Source organism: Ensifer sp. BR816, from assembly GCF_000378985.1.
In the GTDB taxonomy this organism is placed as follows: Bacteria; Pseudomonadota; Alphaproteobacteria; order Rhizobiales; family Rhizobiaceae; genus Sinorhizobium.
In genome coordinates this window covers 3,600,102-3,618,434 of sequence record NZ_KB905370.1, presented here as the reverse complement: position 1 = coordinate 3,618,434, position 18,333 = coordinate 3,600,102, and the positions used below count along the sequence as shown (strand labels likewise).

General features: G+C 54.9%; 14 protein-coding genes. 5 read left to right on the top strand and 9 right to left on the bottom strand.

The genetic code is table 11. From position 1 onward, the window contains the following. Nucleotides 1-274 precede the first annotated feature (274 nt). Both RHIBR816_RS34305 and RHIBR816_RS0117355 read right to left on the bottom strand, forming a co-directional pair. Nucleotides 275-3,862 (bottom strand): glycosyltransferase, encoded by a 3,588-nt coding sequence (locus tag RHIBR816_RS34305; RefSeq protein ID WP_157628203.1) that lies wholly within the window; start codon nucleotides 3,860-3,862, stop codon nucleotides 275-277. A 95-nt stretch (nucleotides 3,863-3,957) separates the two neighbouring features. After that, on the bottom strand, nucleotides 3,958-4,647 hold the full coding sequence (locus RHIBR816_RS0117355; protein ID WP_026187112.1) for a hypothetical protein: 690 nt from the start codon (nucleotides 4,645-4,647) through the stop codon (nucleotides 3,958-3,960). A 238-nt stretch (nucleotides 4,648-4,885) separates the two neighbouring features. Between RHIBR816_RS0117355 and RHIBR816_RS0117350 the strand changes: the two genes are divergently transcribed. Both RHIBR816_RS0117350 and RHIBR816_RS0117345 read left to right on the top strand, forming a co-directional pair. After that, nucleotides 4,886-5,086 (top strand): hypothetical protein, encoded by a 201-nt coding sequence (locus RHIBR816_RS0117350; protein ID WP_018237845.1) that lies wholly within the window; start codon nucleotides 4,886-4,888, stop codon nucleotides 5,084-5,086. Nucleotides 5,087-5,473: 387 nt separating this feature from the next. Continuing rightward, complete coding sequence (locus tag RHIBR816_RS0117345; protein WP_018237844.1) at nucleotides 5,474-5,707, top strand: DUF6429 family protein; 234 nt, start codon at nucleotides 5,474-5,476, stop codon at nucleotides 5,705-5,707. Here the strand turns inward: RHIBR816_RS0117345 and RHIBR816_RS34300 are convergent. The 3 genes from RHIBR816_RS34300 to RHIBR816_RS36080 form a co-directional block, all read right to left on the bottom strand. Further along, nucleotides 5,688-7,387, bottom strand: a protein-coding gene (locus tag RHIBR816_RS34300; protein WP_085929544.1) for an IS66 family transposase whose coding sequence is annotated in 2 segments (ribosomal slippage) — nucleotides 5,688-5,992 and nucleotides 5,992-7,387 — 1,701 coding nt in all. Because the reading frame shifts where the segments join, the coding sequence is not laid out codon by codon here. The genes RHIBR816_RS0117345 and RHIBR816_RS34300 overlap by 20 nt on opposite strands. Nucleotides 7,388-7,432: 45 nt before the next feature. Beyond that, entirely contained in the window at nucleotides 7,433-7,786 is a 354-nt protein-coding gene (gene tnpB / locus RHIBR816_RS0117335) for an IS66 family insertion sequence element accessory protein TnpB (RefSeq protein ID WP_018237843.1), read from the bottom strand. Continuing rightward, nucleotides 7,783-8,229 carry a transposase gene (locus RHIBR816_RS36080; protein ID WP_084811099.1) on the bottom strand — a complete coding sequence of 149 codons (447 nt, stop codon included), beginning with the start codon at nucleotides 8,227-8,229 and terminating at the stop codon, nucleotides 7,783-7,785. Before RHIBR816_RS36080 ends, tnpB begins: the two co-directional genes overlap by 4 nt. A gap of 181 nt (nucleotides 8,230-8,410) precedes the next feature. On the opposite strand from RHIBR816_RS36080, the gene RHIBR816_RS0117325 reads away from it, so the two are divergent. From RHIBR816_RS0117325 to RHIBR816_RS0117315, 3 genes are all read left to right on the top strand, one after another. Further along, nucleotides 8,411-8,794 (top strand): hypothetical protein, encoded by a 384-nt coding sequence (locus RHIBR816_RS0117325; RefSeq protein ID WP_018237841.1) that lies wholly within the window; start codon nucleotides 8,411-8,413, stop codon nucleotides 8,792-8,794. After that, a complete protein-coding gene (locus RHIBR816_RS0117320) occupies nucleotides 8,794-8,973 on the top strand; it encodes a hypothetical protein (RefSeq protein WP_157628202.1) in 180 nt (59 codons plus the stop codon). Before RHIBR816_RS0117325 ends, RHIBR816_RS0117320 begins: the two co-directional genes overlap by 1 nt. A 598-nt stretch (nucleotides 8,974-9,571) precedes the next feature. Beyond that, complete coding sequence (locus tag RHIBR816_RS0117315; protein WP_018237839.1) at nucleotides 9,572-10,345, top strand: ABC transporter permease; 774 nt, start codon at nucleotides 9,572-9,574, stop codon at nucleotides 10,343-10,345. 26 nt (nucleotides 10,346-10,371) lie between these two features. On the opposite strand, the gene RHIBR816_RS0117310 is transcribed toward RHIBR816_RS0117315, so the two are convergent. The 4 genes from RHIBR816_RS0117310 to wecC are packed head-to-tail and all read right to left on the bottom strand — an operon-like array spanning nucleotide 10,372 to nucleotide 18,328. Further along, nucleotides 10,372-11,454, bottom strand: a complete 1,083-nt coding sequence (locus tag RHIBR816_RS0117310) for a capsular polysaccharide biosynthesis protein (RefSeq protein ID WP_052522693.1) — start codon at nucleotides 11,452-11,454, stop codon at nucleotides 10,372-10,374. Between the two features lie 46 nt (nucleotides 11,455-11,500). Continuing rightward, nucleotides 11,501-12,499 (bottom strand): glycosyltransferase, encoded by a 999-nt coding sequence (locus tag RHIBR816_RS0117305; protein WP_018237837.1) that lies wholly within the window; start codon nucleotides 12,497-12,499, stop codon nucleotides 11,501-11,503. Between the two features lie 59 nt (nucleotides 12,500-12,558). Then, nucleotides 12,559-17,046: a glycosyltransferase gene (locus RHIBR816_RS34295; RefSeq protein ID WP_018237836.1), complete on the bottom strand. Its 4,488-nt coding sequence runs from the start codon at nucleotides 17,044-17,046 to the stop codon at nucleotides 12,559-12,561. A 4-nt stretch (nucleotides 17,047-17,050) separates the two neighbouring features. After that, the gene (wecC, locus tag RHIBR816_RS0117295) at nucleotides 17,051-18,328 is read right to left on the bottom strand and encodes a UDP-N-acetyl-D-mannosamine dehydrogenase (protein ID WP_018237835.1); all 1,278 of its coding nucleotides are present in this window, start codon (nucleotides 18,326-18,328) and stop codon (nucleotides 17,051-17,053) included. Nucleotides 18,329-18,333 lie beyond the last annotated feature (5 nt).

The window sequence follows — 18,333 nt, the reverse complement described above, 5'->3', positions numbered from 1 at the left end:
GCTCAACACTTTCCTGTCGCGGACGCTGTCTGAGCAAGCCGCGTCACATGGTCGTCGCCCTCGCGTTTCTCGCTGCGTAGATCCTTCTCGAAAATAGGCAAATCTGCAGCGCAAGGGGCCGCGCAAGGTTCCACCGGCGTCTCGGTTAGCCTAGAGGCAATCTGGTAGGCGTGACAGTTGCCGACGACGTTGAGCTTCATTTACTATTCCATATTCCGGGCCGGTCCAGAGAGCATCAGTTTGGGCTTCGCCTTGTGTGCGGTGTCGGCTGTCCTTATTTGATCACCGTCAGCTCCGCCATGACTATTTTCTCCATTGCGCTCTGGCCGCGGACGCGCTCCGCCGCGGCCCGTGACTTTTGTAGGAAGGCCTCTGGGTTCGTCCACAGGTCCTGGATGGCACGTGACAGACCATCGGCATCTTCGGGTTCTGCCATATAGCCGCAAGCATCGTCCACAAATTCCGGAATTGCCGCGACGCGGGACGTTATCGGCACAAGTCCCGAACTCATCGCCTCATCGCGGGAAACACCTTGGGCATCCATACGGGTGGGATTGAGAAACACCCCATATTCACGATGCAGGGCCGCTATCTCCAGCTGTGTCAAGAATCGCTTCTCACAAATAACATTAGGAATGTTGAGGAGCGGAGCGGTAATTTCCTCAAATTGCGGGCCGTCGCCAACAATCCGGAATTCTAGCTCGTTAAAAAAGTCTTGCCTCTGCAGGCCCAAGATCGCCTTGACGCTCAGGTCGTTGGCATACTTGGCTGAGGCGAAAGGCCGGATCGACAGAATTTTCCCACGTTGTTCAACCGATTTTTCGTGGTAGGCGAACAACTGGTCGTCGATCGGATTGTGGATAATGTGGTACTGTTCGGGCGGGCAGATGACCTCCAGATCCTCGAACACCTCGTTTGCAAAGTACTCTGACACGAATATGAACCGCAGGTTCCTAGGCAATGGCGCGAATAGCCTACGCCAGAAGGCCAGTCGCAGATCGCTAGCCGTTTTTGCTTTTTCCAGTTCTTCCTCGGTTGAATAGTTGAAAGTTCGCCGCCACCAGGGCTGCACCTCGGCGCCATGTACCCAAACCGTGACCCGGACCTGATCGACGTGCCGCTCCAATACTCGCCACATTGCCTCGTCCAGGAAATGCACGAGGACATGGTCATACTGCCCGGAGCGCAGCATCAGATCTAGCTGCTCGGCTGAGCCGGACATGCAGTCGATGTTCTGGAATTCGTGCCACGACACGTCGTGTTCGGGGCGTAGCCGGTAGATGTCCGGAGTGATTCCGCCCAGTTCGCGATATGCGCGCACCCGGCTATGAACGAAACCATTGCGGTAGAGATCCTGATAGGACGGGTACTGGTTAGTCAGTAGGAGCAATCTCGATCCGGAGATAATTGGGCGCGGAGCAGGGTGGCGATCATCTAACAAGACTCCGTGTACAGTGCAGCGGCCAGGACCACGTAGACGAATACCAAACCGGACGAATTCTGTGCCTTCAGATGGCTTCAGTAGGGCATTTCGGCTGGTGGCCAACATTTGATGGCCGATCTTCTGTTTTTGCGCATCGAGCCAGACCGCAACGAATTGCGTGCTCAGCCCAGGCCCGACCAGCGGATGCAGGCGATAGCTCCCGTCCTCACCCTTCAACGCCGACAGCGGGCGGAACTTCCTTTCGTAGATATAGACATGTTCCTCGTCGCCCAAGGTGCTGGTAAGATGCCAAACTCCCTTTGCGTCGGTTATCCAGGTGACCTTGCCCGTTCCAGGTTTCGGCATGTCGGCGGCCAGCGCCGCGCCGGGAATAAATGGAACGGTGATCTCGATATCCCATGCCGGGGCAATCGCATCAGCCCGCGCCGCGAGTTCGACTTCGGCAAGCCCCAGATTGATCCCCGGCAAATCCTCCACCGCAACCGCCACTCGCTCCTCGGCGCCCGGATTAATGGCCCCACCTTCGCAATAGCCGAAGGGATCGAGCGCCAGCATTTCCCCCCCCTCGAGGACGGCATCTGGCAAATCCTGCAACCATCGGTCTAGTCCGGCCGCAGGCGCTTGATCGCCGCGCAGGAGCGAGCGGCGGACCGCCACACGATCGACAGGCACATAACTCGGGCCATCGACAAGCGCTACGCCGCCTTCGTCGAGATGGTGGTAGGCTGCCTTGCCTAGAACGGCTGCGCCGCTGTAGCGGGTCGCAAGGATCAGGTCTGTCAAATAATTCTCGCCGTAATAATCGCCAGGGACGAAACCCGCCAGCCACTCGTCACACGCCACCAAATCTCCCAAGCGAATTCGAGCGGCCTCTTTTGGGGTCAGCCGACGCATTGGGCAGGGCAGATCGTCCGCCGGCAAATCGATATCAGCGGGTAGGACCAGAACCACCCGCAAACCAGGTAACTTCTGGCGACGGATTTGCGCAGTCAGGCTGTTGGCCTCGCTCAGGGTCATGGCTCGGGCCAGGATGGTGATCCGCGGAAGCGCGGAGAGGTCGGGCATAACAATCCCCGCATGATGGGCGATCCGCGCCAGTCGGTGACTGTAGGTGTGTTCCGACAGGGCCTTGCGCAAGCCCGCCAGTCGCAGCCTAGCTGTGAGGCCCATCTCGTCCTGCTTGCGGACACGCCGCAGTGCCTCGTCGCCGCTGTCGGTCGAGACGACCAGATCGCCGAACATAAGTCGCAAGCCCCGTGAATAGTTGCTGATGACACGAGTGTTGGACGCAAGCAATTCGTACACGCGGCGAGCATACATGCTCTGGGAATTCTTGACTGAATTCAGGTTGATCCCAAAGGTATAACCCTTGTACGCCCGGTCAATCTCGGAAGGCGGTAGGTTACCTACAATGTATTTGCCGTAATCTTCCGGGAATTTGTAATCCAGGTGATCCTTGCCAAAGTTACGGTCAAAGATCTCAAAACGTCGGTACTTCGTCAGGCTGGCCAGAAAATTATCCAGATCCCGAGTGCGATCGGGATAGCGGACGTAATATGCACCAGCAAAGCAAAAGGCGTCCTTGCGCGGACCGATCTCGACTGGGTTGTGGACTTCGGGCTGGCAGGCAAAAGGCAGTAGATGCACGCGGTCATGCCCAAGTTTCGCCTTGTAGCGCGATATGCAATCGATATCGGTTGTGAAGACTAGGTCAAACCTCTGAGCCGTGGTCAAAAAGCTCTCGAAATGGACCGGATCCTCCTTGTTCCAAAAAGCGGTTGGGATGCTGCGGGCACGGCACCAGTCAATGATGCCCTGTATTTCTCGGCTCAGTTGCCAGACCTTCGACCCCCATTCCTCGTTGAGTCCCCTCCAGGCAGATTCGACTAGAAGCAGTTCGGGCCGAAAGTCTTCTAATTCAGTCTGCCAATTCCCAACCGATAGCTGTTGCAGATCACACTCGGGCGCATAGCCCGTGTAAGTAAATTCATCCATGATCGCGGCGACACGCAGGCTGCTGCGCAAGGCGCGGGTAGCGCGCGCCTTCAATGTGGCGGCGTCATGGCCTTCGCGCGCAAGCTTCAGCAATCGCTTCTCGCGCGAAGAAAGATTCAGTCCGTCCACCACCGGCTGGAGCATTTTGAGAGCGTCCTCAGCCGCCCCTATTTCGATTAACGCAAACCCAAATTTCCGGGCAATTCGAGGTGAAGAATCGAGTTCATGAGCCGCACGTAGCAGCGCAAGGGCCTGGCTCGGAAATCGAGGTCGTATTCGGTCGGCCAAAGCGGCCCACCGACGAGCAGCGTCTTGAGGCGGCAGTGGAAGAGCGAGTACCCAGCTGGCCACCAGCTCAGGGGAAACCGATGTGCCTGCTTCCTCGTCGACTAGGGGCGGCGCGGTAATGAGATTGTGATCCACCGATCAGGACTCCGTCTTCCCGTATGCTTTCGTACAAGCGACAAGTAACCTCCCAATCCCGGGAACATCCTTGCCGAGGGCTTAAGCGCGCCGAATCAGCGCGTCTTCTTCCATATGGAGGTTAGTTTCACGCTACGAAGCGGCCTCGTTATCCGCCAAGAGGTGCTTTGATACACGGCCTTGAGCTTGCGCTCCGAGGCTGCCAACTCCTGACGCAATTTCGTGGACTGTCCTGAGAGTGCAGTCTTTTCTTTCTGTAGCGCCTTAACCTTGGCTTGCTCTGAGGCTCGGTCGCTTGCCGAAGCCGCCAGTTGATCGCGCAGGATTGCGACCTCTGTCGCCAGTGCGGCTTTCTCTTTCTGCAGTCCCGTAAACTTGGTTTGCTCTGAGGCTCGGTCGCTTGCCGAGGCCGCCAGTTGGTCGCGCAGGACTGCGACCTCTGTCGCCAGTGCGGCTTTCTCTTTCTGCAATCCTGTAACCTCAGTTTGCTCGGAGGCCCGGGCGCTTTCAGAGGCTCTCAGTTGGGCGCGTAGTTCGATCACTTCTGCCGCTACGGCGATCTTCTCTTCTTGCAATGCCTCGATCCGAGCTAACGCTGCGGTAATCGAAATCTCGGCTCGCACCTGCGCCTTCTGCAATACTTCGATCTCGCGACGAGCCTGGGTCAGTGACTGCTCAACGGCAGTAACCTCAGCCTCCCTTTCGGCCTTGTGGCCAGCCGCAGAAGGTTTCAAGGTGAGATTGATTTCTTCCTGCTCTGCTTCGTCTCTGATCCAGCCTACCATACCAATCATCCGGTCTTAATGCTGCTGCCGCCCGTCCCGAATTCATCCAGTTTATAGTTCTCGTTAGCTGAATTAATCGCGGCAAAGTTGAGGACTTTTGATGCTTTGTCGAATCCAGCGGCAAAGGTCAAGGGCGTTCTAAGGTCTACTCGTGTGTGGCGTTTCGACGCTGGCACAGCTCAAATCATAACGCAGGAGTATAACAATAACTTCTCTCGTGCATCTGAGGTGACCGCACATGCAGGTATTGTGGAGAATCGCGCGCGATGTCACGGCATACACGAAGAGTATGCGCGCGTTACGGCCGCAGATAGCAGCGGGCCTCACCCATTCGAAATTTTCGTTCCGGGACGGCAGCACCGAGCTTTGGCTGGGTGAAGAAGGCAGGGAGGAGCGAAACGTCAACGTCGCCACCCGCAAGATGATCGAGACGTCGTGACCTGATGTGGTGGATGGCACCGGTCTCGGTATCGCAGTATGCCAAAGGGGGGCGATCGAAAATCACATGAGAGACAGCCGCCCACCACATCAAGTCAGGACGCTCTCACGCGAGTTCGATACGTGGGAGGCTTAATTCAGACGAGACTTCCGACGCAACTATCGAGAGTTCGACTTTTAGCATTTAGTAGGAAGTCACTGGCTATGAATGATGAAGAGCCAGCCGAGGACGGGGTGTCTCGAAGGGGTCTTCCTCCAGTTCAGAAAGACGCAGGCACCCAGGTTGATTTTACCTTAGTGGCGCTTGAGTTCACAAGAAGCAAGATAGCCGGTATCCATCCGAGCAGGGCCGCGGGATTTTGGGTGCCGCGCGTGGTAACGTCGGTTCATGGAGATCGATGAGGACAAGATCGACGATGCCGTTTTGGCGCTGTTATGGCTGACGCTGCATAACGAGCGTTGCGCCTGGAAGGGTTTCGACTGGGCAACGACGGATCGGCTTCACAAGAAGGGCATGATCGGCGACCCAGTCAACAAGTCGAAGTCATTGATCCTGACTGATGAAGGCCTGGAGCGTTCGCAAGCGTTGTTCCGGGAGCTGTTTACGCGGCCGCCGCAATAGCCGTCCCTTTGTGCGACTTCCATTGCCAAGGCAGCAGTTCGTGCAGGCGGGAGACGGGAAGATCGGCGATGCGGGCGAACACATCGGCGAGCCACGCCTTTGGGTCGACGTCGTTGAGGCGGCAGGTCGTGATGACGGAGAGCATGATGGCGGCACGATCGGCCCCTCGCTGGGAACCGGCGAAGGTCCAGTTTCGACGCCCGAGGGCAATTCCTCTCAGAGCGCGCTCGGCCGCATTGTTCGTGAGACAAATCCGGCCATCGTCGAGGAAACGGGCAAAACCATCCAGCGCTTCAGCATGTAATCGATCGGCTCGATCACCTCGGACGATTTGCTGAGCGTGGCGCGCTCCCGTTTCAGCCACGCGTGCATGTCATCGAACAGCGGCTTGCTCTTTTCCTGCCGCGCGGCCAATCGTTCTGCGGCGCTCAATCCATTGATCTGGCGTTCGATCTCAAACAGCGCATCGTACCGTTGGACGGCCTCCAGGGCGATCGGCGAGATCGGCTTGCCTTTGCGTTTGCGCTCGCGGGCATTTTTCTGGATGTCGGCCAGCTCAAAGAATTTGCGCCGCGCATGCGCATGGCAAAAGGCGAAGGTGATCGGTACCGCTTTCTTTTCGGCGACACTGAGCGGCTCGAAGCCATTGTAACAATCACTCTGCAGAATGCCGCCATACCCGGCCAGGTGCTTCTGCGGATGCTCGCCGCGGCGGTCGCTCGACGCATAGTATATGGCCGCCGGCGCTGCCGCTCCGCCGTAGGGCCGGTCATCGCGCACGTAGGTCCATATTCGCCCGGTCGTGCATTTGTCTTTGGCCTGAATGGGGATGGTGGTGTCATCGCCAAAAAGGCGCTCGGCCGCAAAGACATGCGCCTCGATCAAATCAAAGATCGGCAGGAGCGCGGCCGTTCCATACCCGACCTGGTCGGCCAGCGTCGAGGTCGAAAGCTCGAGGCCCTCGCATTTGAACCGGGTGCTCTGGCGGTTGAGCGGGCTATGCATGCCGAACTTGTCGAACAGGATCGTCGCCAGCAGATGAGGACCGATGAAGCCGCGCGGCGTCGCATGGAACGGTGCCGGCGACTGGCTGATCGCCTCGCAGTCACGGCAGGTAAATTTCTCCCGCACCGTCTCGATCACCTTGAACCGGCGCGGAATCTCCTCGAGCGTCTCGGTGACGTCTTCGCCCAGTTTCGACAGGCGCGACCCGCCGCAGCATGCGCAGGTGGCTGGAGGATCGATGACCACGCGCTCGCGCTCGATATCCTCCGGCCACGGCTTTCGGACCGGTCGTTTGCGTGTGAACGAACGCACGCTCGAGGTCTTGGCGGCCGCCGCCTGCGCTGCGGCTTCATCCTCCGTCGCCGCCATCACCAGTTCTTCGAGCTGCAATTCCATCTGGTCGATCAGGCGCGCCGTGCGCTCGGATCGCCGGCCGCGCAATTCGCGCTTCAGCTTTTCGATCGCCAGTTCCAGACTGGCAATCAAGGCCTCACTGTCCGACAGCATGGCCTGCGCATTGGCAGCTTGCGCCACCGCAATGTCCCGCTCGGCGACGACGGTATCGCGCTCGGCAACAACGACATCACGTTCAGCCTGCAACATCTCACGCTCGGAAAGCAGCGCCAGATAGGCGCTCGCAAGGTCCGCAGGAAGATCCACAGGCTTCGAAGTCATGAAGCCATTCGATCAGATTCACTCAATATTTTCAATGCAATAATGCTATCCGATCCGTGTCGGACGCCAGGTTTCCTGCGGATTGCGCCAGTCGATCCCGGACAACAAATACGACAATTGCGCCGGTGAGATCGCTACCGCGCCGCCCTCCATGTTCGGCCAGATAAACCGGCCCTTCTCCAGCCGCCGGGTAAAAAGGCAGGCGCCCAGACCATCATGCCAGATGATCTTCAAAATATCCGATCTGCGGCCCCTGAAGACGAAGAGATGCCCTGACAACGGATCATGCTGCAGAACCTCCTGCACCCGAAGCGCCAGGGAGGGAAAGCCACAGCGCATGTCCGTATAGCCCGTCGAAAGCCAGACCTTGACGCCTGTTCCCATCGGAAACGGATTCACCGCAGCGCCTCCAGTCCGCGCAGGATCCGAAGCAGCGCTTCAATGTCGACATCGCGTCCCACGATCACACGGCGACCATTGGCGCTGACAACCTCCATCAGCCCACTTTGTGCCGTCGAAGAATTGGTCGGCGCAACAACCGGCATGCCTGGCTCCGGGAATAACAGTGCAGGAACAAACCCTTCACTCCCCCGGCCATTGCCGAGCCGTCCCTCGCGCGCTGCTTTACGCCAATCGTTCAACTGAAAGCGTGTGATCCCATGGCGACGTGCCGTTGCCGTGACCTGACGTGGGGCGGAATAACTCTCCGCCACGATCGCAAGTTTGGCCTCGTTGCTGAAACGGCGACGCCGCCCGCTATCGACAATCTCCATACGGCTAACTTGCGGCCGCTTCTCTATCGTTAAATCCACGGTTCTCACACTGTCTATATTGACGTCCATATAGACAGAGCATCCAGTTCGCCTCACTTCTCAGCAAGGCGGCCCTCCTCGGATGCGTACGATAGCCGCGCGTCGAGGTACGGTTTTTCCCGTTGGTTCACTTGCGTTTGAAAACAGTGATGGCTAGTTTTCTTGCTCAGTGATTATCCGCCCATGATGGTATCGTAAGAAGAAGTAACCGATGGCAATCACCGACCTTGTCAAAGACCTTGAGGCAGCGACGGGGCCAAGCCGCGAGCTAGACGCAGCCCTGGCGATTTTGCTTGGCTACAAGCGCAAGGTCGAACAGATCAGGGATCCAGCATCTGGGGAGCAAACTAGGCGCTCTTTTTGGATACATCCGGGCGGTCAAGATCCCGGTCGCGTACCACAGTTTACTGCCTCGCTTGATGACGCACACTTACTTGCTCAGACCGTAGCGCCCGGCACTAATGGAGGGGTCAGTTGGGACGAGCGCGGCGGCAACGCAAAGGTTGGTGACGGCCCGTATTATTCTGCCGCGACTCCGGCTATCGCTCTCTGCATCGCAACTCTAAGGATGCGATTTTCTGAGGACGTTGAATGATGCGGCAGGAACTCTTTGACGAATTGGCAGCATTGAAAGAGCCGAGTAGGCGCATCGACCAAGCCATCGCAGAGCTGTTCAAATATCGCCGGGAAACGAAAAACGTTACGGCGCAAGGAGCGCGCCAGCGCGACTCGCAGTCACTTGGTATGCCTCGAAAGGCAATGAAGTCGGCATAGTCCTAAAGTTCACCGGAAGTATCGACGCCGCAAAAATGCTGCTCGAATTGGCATTTCCGAATGTGCATAGGAGAAGTATCCATTACCGTTGACGTAAGCCGATTGCCTCCGGATTTTCTCGTATGCATATTATTTCATGGATGATGGAGACCGTGCCGCTACACAATGGTATTCTCCAAGCCCATCTGCAAAATTCCAAACCGCGGTCAAGAGCGCCTCCCGTCTTTCCGCCGTGGCTTTTACCCGCAACGGTCAAAACATCCCCACTAGACGCAAAATCAGAAGCGACTGGCTGAGTGTAATGATCTCTTTTGTCACCAATGCGGGCTCTAGGGTGTAGGTCACTGCGGGCTTGAAAATTCGCGAGCCACTGAACGCGCCATTGCGCAAGGGATCTATCTATCAGCGCAGCCCATCGTTTGAATGCCGGATAGCTAATGCACGGAAACAAGAACAGAAACACGACGCGCGAGGCCGATTATCAAGAACAAGTTGCGTCCAGGCGCACATCTGACTTATTGGAAGCCGACTTCCATGGAGCTGCCGATCACGCAAGGATCTCGACCTCTAAGGGGACGATAACGCGGAGCGAAACACGATGATTTTGGCCAGAACCTATTTTCGCGTTATCTCGGCGATGATCGTTCGCGAAATGTCTACTAAGTTCGGCAGCAAACCCGGAGGCTATATCTGGGCACTGCTGGAACCGATTGGCTACATAGCGATGATGACGCTCATCTTCGGCGCCATTTCGCATGCACCCGCACTCGGCACCAATTTCATTCTTTTCTTTGCCACCGGCTACCTCGGATTTCAGATGTACCAGGCAAAGGTCGGATATCTGAGTTCGGCCGTGCGAGCCAACAAACCCCTGCTTAGCTATCCGAACGTTGCGCCGATCGACGCCATAACGGCGCGATACATACTACAGACGATGACGACAGTGCTCGTCGCAATCGTTGTCTTTTCCGCGATCTTTCTTATGTCACATGAAAGGCCGGAGTTGAATTGGCCACGTCTATTTGAAGCTGAACTATACGCGGGCGCCCTCGCGCTTGGCATCGGCATGTTCAACGCCGTCATGTTCGTGAAGTATGCCCTCTACGAGCAGGTCTATGGGATTCTCACAAAGCCGATGTTCCTTCTGTCTGGCGTGTTTTTCTTGCCAGACACCATGCCTCATCCGTACAGAGAGGTGCTGTTGAGCAACCCGCTTGTTCATGTGATCATGCTTTTCCGCTCCGGCTTTTACCCTGAGTATAGAGCGATTGGCTTGAGCCTTCCCTACCTCTCCGTATGCTCTGCCGCGATATTCTTCTGTGGCATGGCCGTCTTCACGTTTTCCAGAAAGACGCTGCGAAACGAAACTTGAAAAGAAAGAGTTCTCGGCCGCATGCCTCAAGCTATCAGCTGCTCCGCCCGCATGCGGGCGAGAACGTCCAATGCATCTTCAATCTCGATCGGCGTCTTTGTCACCGGATCGAGATACCTGGCATACAGAATGTAGGCGGCTGCAAAGACCTCATCGATCGAGAGCTTTCGGTTCCGCCGCGAGTTCGGCTGACGATCGTCTGTCAGACCCCAGCCTGAATAGAAGGGGCACCCGACTGTTGTCACCTTGATGCTGCGCAGCAGCGCCTCGAAGCCGGAAAGTGACGTGATCGTGTAGACGTGATCGATGGTTTCGAGCGCATCCGCAAGGCTGATATCCTGGGTGAGGATCATTGCGAGATCGCGCACCCTCTCTGGGTTGGACTTGGCCTTGGCCGTGCCTTTCAGGACTTCGGGGTGCGGCTTGTAGATGATCTGAGCGTCGGGGTTTTCAGACGCTGCCAGCCGGACGAGATCGTTATTCGTCACTTTTTTTGAGCAGCCATAGGCGATCGACGCATCGCGCTCCACCTGACCAATCACAAGCACACGCCTTTGCGTCTTTTTGCCATAGACCAAAGCGATATCCAGCGACTTGCCTGAATTGTACTTGCTGAGCCGGCTTGTGAGCAGTTGCTCCCGGATGATCCGTGCTCTATGCATCAGCAAGCGGTCGCTTGCGAAATCATAGGTCCTGAGAATGTCCTCCAGATCAGACGGCCCGTTGGCGTTGAAAAACATGTCCTGCTTGTCAAAGGTGAGTGAAAGCGGCGGTACTCGCAAGGCGCCAAGTGCGACCGAGCGGATGAAGCCGTCCTCGGCATAATGGAACGGAATACCCTGGCGCGCGCAGAACGCTTTGAGTTGCGGCGGTCCCCGATATTGCCACGCGAGCACACGGGTTCGGGGGTCGCGAAGTAGCTGCCGTTTCCAATACAAATCGAACTCGAAAGGCAGGAGAACTGGACGCGAGAAAATCAGCTTAGCATCTGGAAACCAGTCGCGCACGTAGGACTTCCAACGACTGAAGCCGAAGAGAAATAGGGGAGGCTTTGCCGGATCCTGAACTTGGCTGATGATGGGAGCCTCATGCTTTGAAAGCGGCCTCATATTATTTCGCGCTCTGCGGTGCCGCCGCGGCTGGTCCTCTCGTCATCTAGAGCCCGACCACTTTTCTCACGTCGTCCAGCCGCTGCGACCAGGTATGTTCGGCGAGGACATATCGCGCGCCAGCTTCGGCTCGCTCCAGATCGCGTGCAGTTGGCCCCTTCTTCAATCTGGCAAACAACTCAGTCGCCTCAGCCTGATCTCTGATAACGTGACAGTAATCCGAAAAGTACCGATCTACTGCGGTAGTCGGATTTGTTACCGCGATACCTCCGCAAGCGAGAATCTCGACCAGTCGGCGTGAATACATCGACGGTGAGTCTTCAATCGTATTCACGTTCAATGAAATCAGATAATCCCTGTAAATTTGAGCGGTGTCCGAATGAGGAATGGCCGCCCGAACCTCCAGGCCGCTAAAATCGGGATATCGATAGTTTTGGGAGTTTCGGCCCGAGTTTCGATCATAGACAATAGTAGCGACACCAGAATCCGCACAGGCCGAAAACATAAGGTCCTGCCATTTTCGCCTAGTCTCATGTATTTTCCGGCTGTAGCTTCCGACGAAATTGGCCATATTGTATTTGAAATCGAATCCTCGAAAAAAATGCGTCCCTGGCTGAACCGGAAACATTAACGTGTGTACCGTTGTGCTCTCTCCAACTATGCGTTTGTATTTGTCGATGCAGTTTTCGTCTACTGTAAATATGTGATCGAAAAGGCGCGCGCTATCAATGAACCTTTCAAAGTGGACGCCGTCCTCTTTGTTCCAGAAGACCGTTGGAATACCGCGGTCGCGTGCATAAGCCACGACCTTCGCCAATCTTTTGTTGTCGTACCGTGGGGTCCCTGGATACGATGCCACTTTATACCGCCATCGGCGGCGGTGCCCCTCCCAAGCCGACTCCACGAACAGCATGTCGGGCTTCTGGAACCGCAGCACCCATTTATAATTCAAGGGAGTGAGAGTAAATGTCCGGCATTCCTTCGACAAACATGCCGCCGTGAGACTGTCGGAAATCAGTGCAACAGACAATTCAGCGTTTCGCATTCACAGGTTCCAATTCTCTCCGTTCCTTCCAGTTGAAGCAGCGCCCACAATCCAGGGCATCAAGCCCTCTGGATCAGCGAAATCTCGCGCTGAATTGTCATCCCATAACCCGACTGGGCTCGGACGCGAAGGGAGGCCGCCTTCGAAAGTTTGGCAAAGTGCACGGGATCAGAATACAGCCGCTCGATGGCGTCCGCCATTGCGACATGATCTTCCGCAGGCACGACGACAGCACAGTTTTCGTCGACAAACTCGGGGATGCAGGCGACATTCGTCGTGACTGGCACCAGGCCCGAAGACATCGCTTCATCGCGTGATACACCTTGCGTATCCATGCGTGTCGGCGATAAGAAGATGCCAAATCGCTTGTGAACCTCCGCAATCTCTGACTGAGATAAGAACCGGCGGATGATCTTCACGTTTCCAAACGACGTTAGCGGCGCCGTTGTTTCCTCGAACAGTTCCCCATCCCCATAAAGGCAAAATGAGAGATTGTTAAATATCTCTCGCTTTGACAGCTCGATTATTGCTGCTACGGTCAAATCGTTTGCATATATCCTATTCGCGTATGGGCGGATTGATAGTACATTTTGTCTCGTTTCGTCCGCTTTTTCTTGGTATTCGAATATATCCGGATCTATATAATTATGAATTACGCGGTACGTCGATTTCTTCAAGCGTATATCCAGATCATTTTGTGCTTGCTCTGCTAAATAATCCGATACAAAAACGAACTTGACATTATCATTCGACTCAGAGAAGACGCTCCGCCACAATGACTTGCGTTTGTCACTTAATCGCTTCTGGCGAGCGACTTCCTCGTCGCTCTTGCGCCCGAAATCAAATGTCCTTCGTTGCCAGACCTGAATTTCGGCGCCGTGAACCCAAATCGTGACTTTAATACGATCAAGGTAATCCTTGAGAACTTTCCACATGTGTTCGTCTAGAAGATGCACCAATACGTGCTTGACCTGGCCTGCTTCCAATGTGGATCGAAGCAGTTCTGCATCACCGGTCGCAACGTCGATGCCTTCAAACTCGCGATAGCCGAGGGATTCTTTGCTGATGCGAAAGACTTCGGAAACCAGCCCCGCGTTCTTGTAGGCGCGAAGGCGGCTGTGGAGGAAACCGTAGCGGTACAGGTCATCGTACGCTGGGTATTGCTTAGACAGAACCAGATAGGGAGTGCGAACGGCAAGTGCTGCCGGACGCTCAACTTGATTGCCAAACACGACCGCTTCGATCTTTGCTTCTCCCGCACCCTGAACGCGCAGGCCAAATCGGACTTTCGCACAATTCTCCGGGATGGCGAGGGAATGGCGTCCGCCTGCTTTGTTCATTTGATGCGATATTTTTGCGCCGTTTCCGTCTCTAAATTCGAAAACGGTCTTCAATTCCAGCCGGCTTTCCACCACTGCCTCAAACTGGCTGTTCAACACGAGGTTGAGTTCCTGTCTATCAAACTCTCGGCGGCAGTAAAGATAAACGTGTTTGTCATTCTGGAGCTTGGAACGGAGGTGAAGCCTGCCGCCGTTCAATCGCAGGTCTATTCCGCCTGCGCTTGAGATCATCCCATGCAATTCCTTCGCACTCAGTTGGGGCAGTTCGCTCGATGCAATAGATTTGGATGTGCTCGTTAGGCCATGTCCGATCGGAATGATTTGCTCAACTAGAGACGCACCTTTGTCGGCAAGCGCAAGGTCGTCAACGTCCGACCTCCGGAGTTCGGCCAATTGAGCGCCGCCTTCTATGTAGTGGAATTCATCGGTCGCCAGCATTTCTGGAAGCGAAACTATCGCGCCACGCGGATCCGCAATTGCTGTTGCAATCCAGTCCGAGGATATGGCCGATGCCCTAACGAGCGCGGACCGGGCGAACAGTTTCAATGTTGTGCGATATTGATCCCCATCTGCGTGCAAAGTGAGGTCGCCGTTTTTCGCCTGATAACGGCTCGCCTTTCCAAAAGCCATTGCCGAGGAGTATCTTTGCGCCAGCTGAAGATCTGTAAGATACTCGGGTCCATAGTAATCTTCCGAGTGCAACAGGCCTACCCACGCATCATTGCCGACGTTCTTGATGTATTCTACGCAAGAGTCTTCGTTTGTGCATTCGACAATGCTGTCGATCTTGGTCGATGAATTACCGGAATAGCGCTTCAACACGATCAGGAACTTATTGGGGTATCGCTGCCGGCTGAAGTTCTCCATATGCAGCGAATATTCTTCAGGCGTGTGCGCAACTGCGAATAGGGCTATCCGCGGCTGTTTCGGCGGTTGCGCCTGGCCGCTCAATGTCGATCGAATGTAGTTCAACCGGTCGGCATATGTGTGCTCTGACATGACCTTGCGCAAGCCGAGCAAACGGAACTTGCGGTAGCCCACTTCAGTTTTGCAAATCGCTTCGAGACGCCGACGGAGCTCGGCGGCTTCATCCGATGAGACTACGAGATCGCCGAACAGTAGCCTAACGCCACGCGAGAAGTTTGATACAACAACCGTGTTGGAAGCGAGCAGCTCAAAAACACGCCGTGCAAACATTGTTTGCGATTGCTTTATTGTGTTCATGTTGATGCCGTACCGATAGCCTTTATAGGCTTTGTCAATTTCGGAGAACGGCAGCCTCCCCAAGATCATCGGTGAGTATTTGTCGGGAAACGTATAATGCGGGTGGGGATTGTCAAAGTTTCTATCATAGATCTCGACAGACCGTAGCGAACCGACCGCATCAATCAGCGCCGAAAAATCGCGTTGCCTTTCGGGGTATCGTAGGTAGTAAGAACCTGCAAAGTTGAAAGCATCTTTGCGATCATACATCTCTATCGGATTGTGAACAGAAGGCTGCGCGGCGAATGGGAGCAAGTAGACTCTCTCATGACCAACAGCCTCTTTGTACTTTGGGATGCAGTCAATATCGGTCGTGAAGACGTAGTCGACGCATTTTGCAATGGGAATAAAGGTGCTGAAGTGGACTGGATCTTCTTTGTTCCAAAATAATGAAGGCGTATTGTTGTCTCGGCACCAAGCGATGATTTCGAGTATCTCCGAACCATTATTGCTGATCTTGGTCTGCCAGAGCCCATCCAAGCCCTTCCAGGCCGATTCAATGAAGAGCAAGTCGGGCCCAAACTCTGTAAGTTGCTGCCGCCAGCCTTCCGGATGCAATTGCAGAAGTGTGCATTCCGGGTCGTAAGAATGGACAGTGAATTCGTCCATGACGCCGGCGATGCGCAAGCGGCGGCCGTCGTCTACTTTAAGTTTATGAGGGCGTCTGGCCGACGCGACTTTCAGTACTTGCTCTTTTTTTTTTGTTCCCGCCTCTAGTTCTTTATGCTTTGAAGCTTTGCGGCGCTTCCCTTCCTTATGGATGCGCAAAGCCTCCTTTGGAAAACTTACCAAACCCGACCATGAGTTTGTTGCGTTTATCAAGGCCGCGCCGAGTTGATATGACAGCGAGTTCTTGGAATTGTTTGCACGCGTCTCCGCCGCGACCCGCAATTGTTCAGCACGAGTCAATAATTGCTGAGAGCGTCGCAACTCGGCTTCTAGGGTTCCGATGCTCTCTTTATCCGACTTGGCAGCGGCGGCAGCATCCCGAAGCTTTGCAATTTCGTCCGCGAGTTTCTCCTGTTCGGACAAAAGCTCCCGCTCTCGACTCTCATTCTGTTGGATAATCTCTTCGAACCTAAGCTTTTCACGGTCGAGCTCGTCTGCCAGCTTCTCCCGTTCGAACAAACGTTCCCGTTCTTCGCGCTCTTTTTGCTTGGCGCTCTCTTCAAGCTTAAGCTTTTCTGCGGAGGCGATTCTCGCTGTTTCCGTGGTCTTCTTTAACTTCTCGTCTAAGCGCGACAGTTCTTCTTTTTTGGTAGCCAATTCATCGCGGATGACCCGTTCCAGTAGATGGAAAGATCGTTCGAGCTGCTGAACATCCTCGGTTGGTATTGATACTCTAGCTCCCTGCAGATGACCATCTTCAGGCTTAACTCCGACCAATCCGATCCAGCTTTCGAGAAACTCCACCGAACTGACGTTAAACTTCCGCGCTACAAGGTCATGTATTTCCGTGAGATAAAACGTATGCTTATGGTCGATGAAGTCATTGATGCCAAAGGGCACCGTTACAACAATTTGACCGTGTGGCTTCAGAAACTTCACTGCTGCATCAAGCATGTCCTGAGGCCTGACGAGATGCTCAAGGACTTCCGAGATCACAAGGCTGTCGAAGGGCTCATGTTCCTTTGGATCAAGAGTGAGAAAGTCAGCTTCAACGAATTTAACTCTCTCCCGAGTCGATTCTGACTCCTCCGAGAGGTGTTGTCGGGCCTGTTCAATTACCGTCTTAGAACTGTCAACACCGAGCACCACTCTTCCTTCTCGCCCTAGAAGGATAGGTACGATTCCCGAACTGCAACCGATATCAAGGACCCTCTTTCCCTCAACCATGCTACAAATCCAATGGATGCGCTTCTGCGTGTGACGCATGAAGTTCGGTCCAAGTTCTCCGTAGTATGCTTCCCAGACCCGATCATGGGTGAGATCCTTGATCGACATGGGATTACTTCCAGATACCGCGAGTGTCGATTAAAAGCGCACCATCCCGCAGTGCCGGCACTCGTTCCTTGAATTGCTTGTGATCGACAAGCATTACAACCACGTCTGCAATGTCGAGTGCTTCAGCCTGAGTCGAGAGCAATGCTCCACGCCTCGCAAGCTCCGTTGGGAGAGCGTCGATATTAGGTTCAACTACACATATCTGTTCAGGATATTTCTCCGCCAAGCGAAGCGTAATTTCGAGGGCGGGACTCTCGCGAAGATCATCGATGTCCGGTTTGAACGACAAGCCCATGCAGGCAATTTTGATCTTATCCAGGCTACGTCCGAACTTATCGGCAGCAGCGGCCACTGCAGCATGAACCTTTTCTTCGACCCAATGCGGTTTGCTGTCGTTTACCAGTCTTGCGGTGCGGATCAACCGAGCTTCCTCGGGTGAGCTATGGACGATGAACCATGGATCAACTGCGATGCAGTGTCCGCCGACACCGGGGCCGGGTTGCAATATGTTGACGCGCGGATGTCTGTTTGCAAGCTTGATCAGCTCCCACACATCGATGCCATGTTTGTCACAAATGAGCGACAGCTCGTTAGCAAACGCTATGGCAACGTCACGCGAGGCGTTTTCGGTCAGCTTGCACATTTCGGCCGTGCGGGCGTCAGTGACAATGCAATCGCCTTGTACGAAAATCTTGTAGAGCGCTACTGCGGCGTCTGAGCATTTCGCGGTAAGACCGCCAATCACCCGATCATTCTCCACGAGTTCCCGGAGGACATGGCCCGGCAAAACTCTTTCGGGGCAATGCGCGACGCGGATATCTGAGTCTTCTCCTTTGTCTTGCGGGAAGCTGAGATCGGGACGTTCTTCGGCCAACCAAACCGCCATCTGTTCAGTTGCGCCGACCGGAGATGTTGATTCCAGGATTATTAGATCGCCCCTTTTCAAAACCGGGGCGATCGATTTCGAAGCGGCTTTGATAAAACTCAAATCAGGTTGGTGACCGTCTCGAAACGGTGTCGGAACAGCAATGAGGAAAGCATCTGCTGGCTCAGGTATTGTCGTTGCCCGTAAGTAGCCTTCCGTCACTGCGGCATGTACAACCATGTCCAGCTCGGGCTCGACGATGTGAATCTTTCCCTCGTTAATGATGTCGACGGTCGTTTGGTTTATATCGACGCCGATTACTTTAACGCCCCGTGCAGCAAATGCGGCGGCCGACGGCAGCCCAATATAGCCAAGGCCGACAATTGAAATGGTCTTATCCATGAAACGTTGCGGCATAATGC